We start from the raw sequence: 6,975 nt of genomic DNA, 5'->3' as shown, positions 1-6,975 counted from the left end.
GGGCCCGTCAACTTCCACACGTTCGCCGTGCTCTTCCGGGACACCCTGCGCTGCCCGGACGCCCTGTACCTGGACGGAAGCATCAGCGCCTACGCCACAGCGGACCGCAGTACCCAGCTCGCAGAGTTTGCCGGCATCTGGAGCGTCACCCGCCGCAGGTGACGCTCCACCAGCTGGCTTAATCCGAAACGCGGAGATTGACGGTGCTGAGGGGAGTTGCCGCGCGGCCACCGAGGGGACGCACCTCATACGTGATGGCGCCGGGGCCCGGCCGGCTCTGGTAACTCCAGCCACAGGTGGAATCCAGCGGAACATCCCGCGTACCAACCACCCTCGTTCCGCGCCGGACCGTCACCGTGTAGCCCTGTCCCTCCCCGGCTCCGCCGAACCGGAACGGCTCACTGACGGTCTGGCCGTTCGTGATGCTGAGCGTGTAGGGTTCGGTGCAGTTCGCTGTTCGTGCGCCTGAGGCAGAGACCTTCAGCTGCACCTGCCCCATCCCTGTCCCGGCAGCGTCCCGGATGCGGTAGGTGTGCCGCCCTGCCGCGGGACTGGGCACGTTGAAGGTCCAGAGGCCGTCTGCACCGACGCTGAGCCGTCCGAGGCTTGTGTCATCCTCAAAGAGTTCGGCCGTCTGCCCGACTGGCCCGCTGCCCCGCAAGGTAAATCCACCTGCTGGAAGACTTGCCCCGGAGGTCGGCGCGGCCACAGTAAACACTGCCGTGATGGGGCCGGTCCCGAGGGCGTCTGCCTGAGGAACTCCAGTGTTCGTTGGGCCTCCAGCCGCTGCCGGAGCCGAACTGTCGGTTACCCCCGTGAAGGGCTCGCCCGTGTCGGCCGGAGCGCCCACCGCCCTCTCCTCTGGAGCCGCCCCGTCGTCTGAGGCGCTGCCCGCCTCTCCGGCAATGGTCACCGTGAGGGCCGCGCGGTCCTCCCCTGCGCTCACGATGTACGTGTGTGTGCCAGCGGAGGGTGAAGGCACCTCCAGCGTCCAGGTGCTGTTCTCACTCACCGTGGTGGCGCCCACCTCTCCGCTTTCGTCCTGCACCGTCAGGGCTATGCCGGCCGGACCAGTACCGCTCATGGGGAAAGACCGGGCGGGCAGCGTCGCGCCGGCGGGCGGCGCGGCGACGGTCAGGCCCGGCGCGGGAGCAGCCGAATTCACGACCGGAGCTGACGGGGCCTGGCGGTTCACCCACCAGTACCCTCCCAGCAGCAGCAGCAACACAGGGATCAGCGCCCATAGGAAAGCCCCGCGCCGCGCGGGTCTGGCAGTCGGGACCGGCTCGGGCACCTCGCCCGGCAGGACGGCCTCCCAGTCCATTGCTTCGGGGTCCACTGGAGGCGCGGCGGGCGTGGGAACCGCGGCCACCGGACCACCCGGCGCCTTCAGCAGTGCCAGGAGGTCTCCCAGCCTGGCGGGCAGCAACGCCCCCAGGTGACCGTCCAGGGTGCCGAGCAGGTCACGGAACCCCTCGGCACTCAGGTGCGCGGCGCGGGCTCGTGTGCCCAGCGCCCCCAGCAGCAGGGGGGCCACGACCGCCAGCAGCCGCCCGGCGTTGGCCCCACTGGTTCCCAGGGCAGACCCCAGCCGGCCTGTCACGGCCTCCAGGGAACTGAACAGCGTGCCCAGCAGGCCCCGCCCCTGCCCTTCGATCCGCGCGGCTTCCGCCGGGTCCCGGATGAAGGCCAAGTTCACGCGGCTGTCGTCGCCTGTCAGGTCCTGGAAGGTGTGACTGCTGCTCAGCAGCTCCTGGGCGCCCCCAGCCATGCGGGCGTGCTGCACCATGGCGCGCAGCAGGACCGGCACGGCCGCCTCGGTGGCCCGGCTGGCCTGTGAGGCCGGGAATCCAGAGGCCAGGCCGATCAGCGCGGCGTCCGGCCCACTGAACCGCGACCGCAGCCACGGCAGCAGTTCCGGCGTGGGCGCGGCGTCCAGGCCCGGCACCATGACCGCCGTTTCCGTGGCTGTGGGGGGCAGCGTCAGCCCCCGCAGCTCTTCCAGAACGGCGCCGACGTTGTCGGTGGTCACGCCACGCCGGCCCAGCAGACTGAGCAGGAGCGGCAGGGTCAGGTGCAGCAGGTCGGCCGCCACTGGGGGCGTCACCCCGGCCTGCTGCGCCACGTCGGCCGTCAGGTGGTTCATCCGGTCACCCAGCAGCGCCGGGGCGAGCAGCGTCCCCGCCTCGCGGAGGTTTACCGCGCTGCCGGGTTCATTCAGGGCCGCCGCGACGCTCTCGAACGCAGGCAGACTGGCGATCGCCCCGGCCACGTGGGCGCCTGACGGCGTGCCCGCCTGATCCGCCAGGGCCTCAAGCAGCAGGGGGAGGGTCTCAGCCAGGGCCTGCGGCGCGGCCAGGCTGTCCAGTCCTGCGGCGCGGCCCAGGTGAGCACAGGCCTCCGGGGTGAAGAAGGACCGCAACAGTTGCGTGAAGTTCATGCTTTCCTCCTGCAAGGCGGCCCCTGTCCCGGCGTGGGCACCCGCCGCCACACCTGACCGCTCACGGTCCAGCACGCCCACCGTTTGGCTGCCACCGTAACACCAGTGTGGCCGGGACCGTCAGGCACGGCAGATTCACGGTTCCTTGACGTGCCATGCGGCAGCGTCCGGGAACCCTGCCGCATGGGACCGGCCGGGGGATGCCCCGGCCGGTCCTGCGGCGCTGTGGGGCTCAGGCCTGGGCGGCCCCGGCCTCGAGGGGGGGGTCGAAGGCGTCCCGGGCACGCTCTACCAGCGTCAGGATGTCGTACGTGGCGACCAGCACGCCGTCCTGATTGGTGATCTCACTGCGCCACTCGACCACGCCGGTCGGGCGGGTCTCGCCGGGCCGCAGGTCCTTACGAATCCTGCGTTTGCAGGTCAGACGCGTGCGGATCGTGTCGCCGATACCCACCGGCTCAATGAAGCGCAGGTTCTCCAGGCCGTAGTTCGCCAGAACCGGCCCCGGCGCAGGCGACACGAACTGCCCGGCCGCCGCCGAGATCAGGAAGTACCCGTGGGCGACCCGTCTGCCGAAAATTCCGTCCCGGGCGCCGATTTCATCCACGTGCGCGTAGAAGTGATCTCCGGTGAGGCCCGCGAAGTTCACGATGTCCGCCTCGGTCACCGTGCGGCGGTGCGTGAGCAGACTGTCGCCCACCTGAATCTCGTCGAAGGACTTCCGGAAGGGGTGCACCACATCCTCCGTCACCTGTGCGCCCGGGACGAATTCCCGGGTGACGGCCATGAGGGTGGTCGGGTCGGCCTGCACCGCCACGCGGTTCATGTGGTGGCGCACTGCCGAGAGCCCGCCCAGTTCCGACCCGCCGCCCGCGCGGCCCGGCCCGCCGTGGTTCAGCTGAGGCAGCGGTGAACCGTGCCCGGTGTTCTCCCTGGCGTTGTCGCGGTTCAGGACCAGCAGGCGGCCGTGCGTGCTTGCCATGCCCAGAACCAGTTCCGTCGCCTCGTTCCGGTCGTGCGTGACGATACTGCCTGCCAGGGACCCCCTTCCCAGTTTCGTGAGGTGCACAGCGTCGTCCAGGGAGTCGTACGGCAGCAGCGTCGCCACCGGCCCGAACGCCTCCAGCTCGTGAGGTCCCCTGGCGCTCAGGGGGGACTCGCAGAGCAGGACCGTGGGGTCCAGGAACGCGCCCTTCTCGCGGTCACCGCCCAGCAGGGTTGCCTCACCGCTGATGACCACGCGCGCCTCGGTCTGCAGCTGCCGCAGGGTCTCCTGCACCCGCCCGCGCTGCTCCACGCTGACCAGGGCGCCCATACGCACGTCGTCACGCGCCGGGTCGCCCAGCGTGACCTTCGCCAGCTCACGTCGCAGGGCGTCCGTGACGGCTTCTACCAGAGATGACGGCACCAGGGCACGGCGGATCGCGGTGCACTTCTGCCCGGCCTTCCCGGTCATCTCACGGGCGACCTCGCGCACGAACAGAGCGAACTCCGGGTCCTCCGGGCGGACGCTGAGGCCCAGCACGGACGCATTCAGGCTGTCCGCCTCGGTGTTGAACGGCACGTTCCGCGCCACGAGGTTCGGATGCACCCGCAACTTCGCCGCTGTGGCGGCCGAACCGGTGAAAGCCACCACGTCCTGCTCCTCCAGGTGGTCGAGGAGTGTCCCCGGTTCGCCGGTCACGAGTTGCAGCGCGCCCTCGGGCAGCAGCCCCGAGGTGATGATGTCCCGCACCACGCGCTCGGTCAGGTACGCCGTCTGCGGCGCGGGCTTCACGAGGCTGGGCATGCCCGCAATGAATGACGGCGCCAGTTTCTCCAGCATGCCCCACACGGGAAAGTTAAAAGCGTTGATCTGCACGGCCACGCCCTCGCGCGGCACCAGCAGGTGACGCCCCACGAAGGTGCCCTCGCGGCCCAGGCGTTCCAGGCGGCCGTCCGGCCAGAAGCGTTCGTCCGGCAGGTCACGCCGGGCCATGCTGGCGTAGCTGAACAGTGTGCCGATCCCGCCCTCGATGTCCACCCAGGAATCCCGGCGGGTCGCGCCGGTCAGGGCGCTCAGGGCGTAATAGGTTTCCTTGCGGTCCATCAGGTAGGCCCCCAGCGCCTTGAGCATCCGGGCCCGCTCATGGAAGGTCGTGCGGCGCAGCGCGGCGCCCCGCTCACGTCCGTAGGCCAGCGCCTGGGCGAAATCCACGCCTTCAGAGGAGATCACGGCGACCGGGCGGCCGTACACGGCGTCCAGCAGGGTCTGACCGTCCGGGTTGGCGTGCCAGGTGCCGTACACGTAGGACGCGGGGCGCAGGAGTTCAGTGGAGACAGTCATGGATGAACCTCATTCGTGGAGGAAAGGAGTGGATGGGGGTTGCGCAGCGCAGGGCGCACCGTGGCACCCCCGCTGTTGGCCCACAGACCGGGCGGAGTGGAGGGTCAGCGGCCGGACCACGTGGCGCTCCCAGGCCAGCGTGAACGCTTGAAACGGACCTCTGGGCCAGCCGTCACGCGGCCCGGAGGGTGCGCCCGCGGACCTTCTGGCGGCGCGGCCCGGCCGGTCACACGCTTTTGAAGCCTTCGAACGGCTCGCGGCAGCTGTCACAGACGTACAGGCGTTTGCAGAGCGTGGAGCCGAAACTGCCGGTCATGCGGACATTCAGCGAGCCGCAGCGGGGGCAGCGGGTGGGTTCCGCCACCAGCTGAATCAGCGGCCCGTCGCCGGTCGGCGCGGGCGGCGCGATGCCGTACTCGCGCAGGCGGTCGCGGGCGTCCTCGTTGATCCAGTCGGTGGTCCAGGGGGGCGTGAGGGTGCTGTGCACAGTCACGTCCTGCACGCCCAGGTCGCGCACCGCCTGCTCGATGCTGGCACGGATCACGTGCAGCGCGGGGCAGCCGCTGAAGGTGGGGGTGAACGTCACGCTGACCCGGTCACCCTGGACCTGCACGTCCCGCACCATGCCCATGTCGGTGATGCTGACCACGGGAATCTCCGGGTCGGGCACGCGCGCCAGGGCCTGCCAGACCGCGCCGGGGGTGAGGGCGGCGGTCACCGGGCTACCAGAGCTCCGCGTCCGGGTGGGCCCGCGCGACGCTCTGCATTTCGGCAAGCAGCGGCGCGAGGTGCCCGGTGTGTACGCTGCGGGGGGCGGGGTCGGCGGGCGTGCCGGGCAGGGTGAGACCGCACGTGCCACTCAGGTGGGCGGTCACGAGGTCGGTCCAGCGGGCGCGCACGGCGGACAGGTCAGGCAGGACGCCCGCCGCGACGAGCGCCTCCTCACCGTCGACCGGCTGGAACAGCTGCGCCGCGTACGGCCAGAGGTCGTTCAGGGCCGCCCGGGTGCGACGTTCGCTCTCCGGGGTGCCCAGCGCGAGGCGCTCGGCCCACAGGGCGGTGTGCTGCACGTGAAATTTCTCCTCACGCACGGCTTTGGCGGCGATGGCGGCCAGAGGGGCGTACGTGCTGCGGGTGGCGGCTTCGAGCCACAGGGCCTCGAAGGTGTCGTACAGGAACTGCCGGATCATCGTGAAGGCCCAGTCCCCTCTGGGAAGTTCCGTGAGGCGGGTGTTCGTGTACTCGTCGGCCGTCCGGAAGAACGCGAGGCGGTCGGGGTCACTGCCGTCCAGTTCGGCGCGCAGGCCCAGGTACAGGCCGGCGTGGCCGAGTTCGTCCTGCGCGATGTTCGCCAGGGCGATGTCCTCTTCCAGGATGGGGGCGTGCCCGGTCCATTCGCCGCCCCGGTGAGCGATCAGGATCTCGTCGTCGGCGAGGGCCGTGAGGCGGCGGATCAGGGCCTGCGTGTGGGCGGCCGTGAGGGTCAGGGCGGTGGTCATGCGTGGTCCTCGCTGGTTCTGGGCGTGCGGCTGCCGGTGTCGCCCATGTCGGTGTCGCCCGTGCCGGTGTCGTCCGTGCCAGCGGCGCGCCCGGGCATCAGGCCAGCGCGTTTCAGTTCGCCGACATGCCGGCCGATCACGCCGTAGTACTGCTGCTGCTTGTACGTTTTGTCTTTCGCCGGAGCGAACCAGCTCTCGACGGTGCCGGGGTCCTCGTCGGTGCGGACGGCCGCAGCGTCCGGGAAGACCATCCAGGCGAGAACGTCCGGGTGCAGCGTGCTGGCCTGCCGCAGGGCGTCGCCGGGACCGGCCGCGTGCACGGTGCCGCTGAGGTCCACGAAGGTCATGCTGCGTTTGTTCGTGCGTTTCAGGCCCACGTGGTACAGGCCCCCCTCACCGGGCGTGTCGAGCAGCGTGGGCGTCCGGCTGAGTTCTTCGGGGGTGGCGGTCAGGAGGTCCGTTTCAAGCACGCACCAGAGGCTCACGGCGGCGGGGCGGCGCACGAACACGTTCCGGGCGGTCACCAGGGCGTGCCGGGCGTCGCCGGCGTGCACACTGCCGACCGCCTGGTGGGGGCGGTTCGGGGCGTCCTGCTTGAAGACCTCCCAGCGGGGCCACTGGGTATCGGTGGAATGAGGTTGGGTCATGACTGTTCCTTGAGGAGAGGGCCTGAGGCCCGGCGTGCCCGCGCCGCGGACGATCCCGGGCTG

The 6,975-nt window shown here is 70.6% G+C and carries 6 protein-coding genes (1 of these 6 only partly in view); 1 reads left to right on the top strand and 5 read right to left on the bottom strand.

Annotation, left to right across the window (positions count from 1 at the left end; genetic code table 11):
* A protein-coding gene (locus LAJ19_RS00170) for a phosphodiester glycosidase family protein (RefSeq protein ID WP_225476342.1) crosses the window boundary here: on the top strand, positions 1-162 show its 3' portion. 570 nt of this gene lie to the left of the window's left edge; the window shows 162 of its 732 coding nt (coding positions 571-732); its start codon lies off the left edge, out of view; it ends in the stop codon at positions 160-162.
* A 16-nt stretch (positions 163-178) separates the two neighbouring features.
* Here LAJ19_RS00170 and LAJ19_RS00165 read toward each other — a convergent pair whose 3' ends face one another.
* From LAJ19_RS00165 to LAJ19_RS00145, 5 genes are all read right to left on the bottom strand, one after another.
* Positions 179-2,440 carry a DUF937 domain-containing protein gene (locus LAJ19_RS00165; RefSeq protein ID WP_225476341.1) on the bottom strand — a complete coding sequence of 754 codons (2,262 nt, stop codon included), beginning with the start codon at positions 2,438-2,440 and terminating at the stop codon, positions 179-181.
* A gap of 232 nt (positions 2,441-2,672) precedes the next feature.
* Complete coding sequence (gene paaZ / locus LAJ19_RS00160; RefSeq protein WP_225476340.1) at positions 2,673-4,766, bottom strand: phenylacetic acid degradation bifunctional protein PaaZ; 2,094 nt, start codon at positions 4,764-4,766, stop codon at positions 2,673-2,675.
* Between the two features lie 226 nt (positions 4,767-4,992).
* A complete protein-coding gene (gene paaD / locus LAJ19_RS00155) occupies positions 4,993-5,484 on the bottom strand; it encodes a 1,2-phenylacetyl-CoA epoxidase subunit PaaD (RefSeq protein WP_225476339.1) in 492 nt (163 codons plus the stop codon).
* Between the two features lie 4 nt (positions 5,485-5,488).
* On the bottom strand, positions 5,489-6,265 hold the full coding sequence (paaC, locus tag LAJ19_RS00150) for a 1,2-phenylacetyl-CoA epoxidase subunit PaaC (protein WP_225476338.1): 777 nt from the start codon (positions 6,263-6,265) through the stop codon (positions 5,489-5,491).
* Positions 6,262-6,912 (bottom strand): phenylacetic acid degradation protein, encoded by a 651-nt coding sequence (locus tag LAJ19_RS00145; protein WP_225476337.1) that lies wholly within the window; start codon positions 6,910-6,912, stop codon positions 6,262-6,264. The genes paaC and LAJ19_RS00145 overlap by 4 nt, the downstream gene beginning before the upstream one ends.
* Between the last annotated feature and the right edge of the window lie 63 nt (positions 6,913-6,975).

Origin of the sequence: Deinococcus taeanensis, from assembly GCF_020229735.1 — a bacterium.
Classification (GTDB): Bacteria; Deinococcota; Deinococci; order Deinococcales; family Deinococcaceae; genus Deinococcus; species Deinococcus taeanensis.
This window is presented reverse-complemented; position numbering and strand designations above follow the sequence as displayed.

Bases quoted from the DNA above. Each gene is read 5' to 3' on its own strand.
- LAJ19_RS00165 (WP_225476341.1), bottom strand. From the start codon at position 2,440: ATGAACTTCACGCAACTGTTGCGGTCCTTCTTCACCCCGGAGGCCTGT.
- paaC (WP_225476338.1), bottom strand. From the start codon at position 6,265: ATGACCACCGCCCTGACCCTCACGGCCGCCCACACGCAGGCCCTGATC.
- paaZ (WP_225476340.1), bottom strand. From the start codon at position 4,766: ATGACTGTCTCCACTGAACTCCTGCGCCCCGCGTCCTACGTGTACGGC.
- LAJ19_RS00145 (WP_225476337.1), bottom strand. From the start codon at position 6,912: ATGACCCAACCTCATTCCACCGATACCCAGTGGCCCCGCTGGGAGGTC.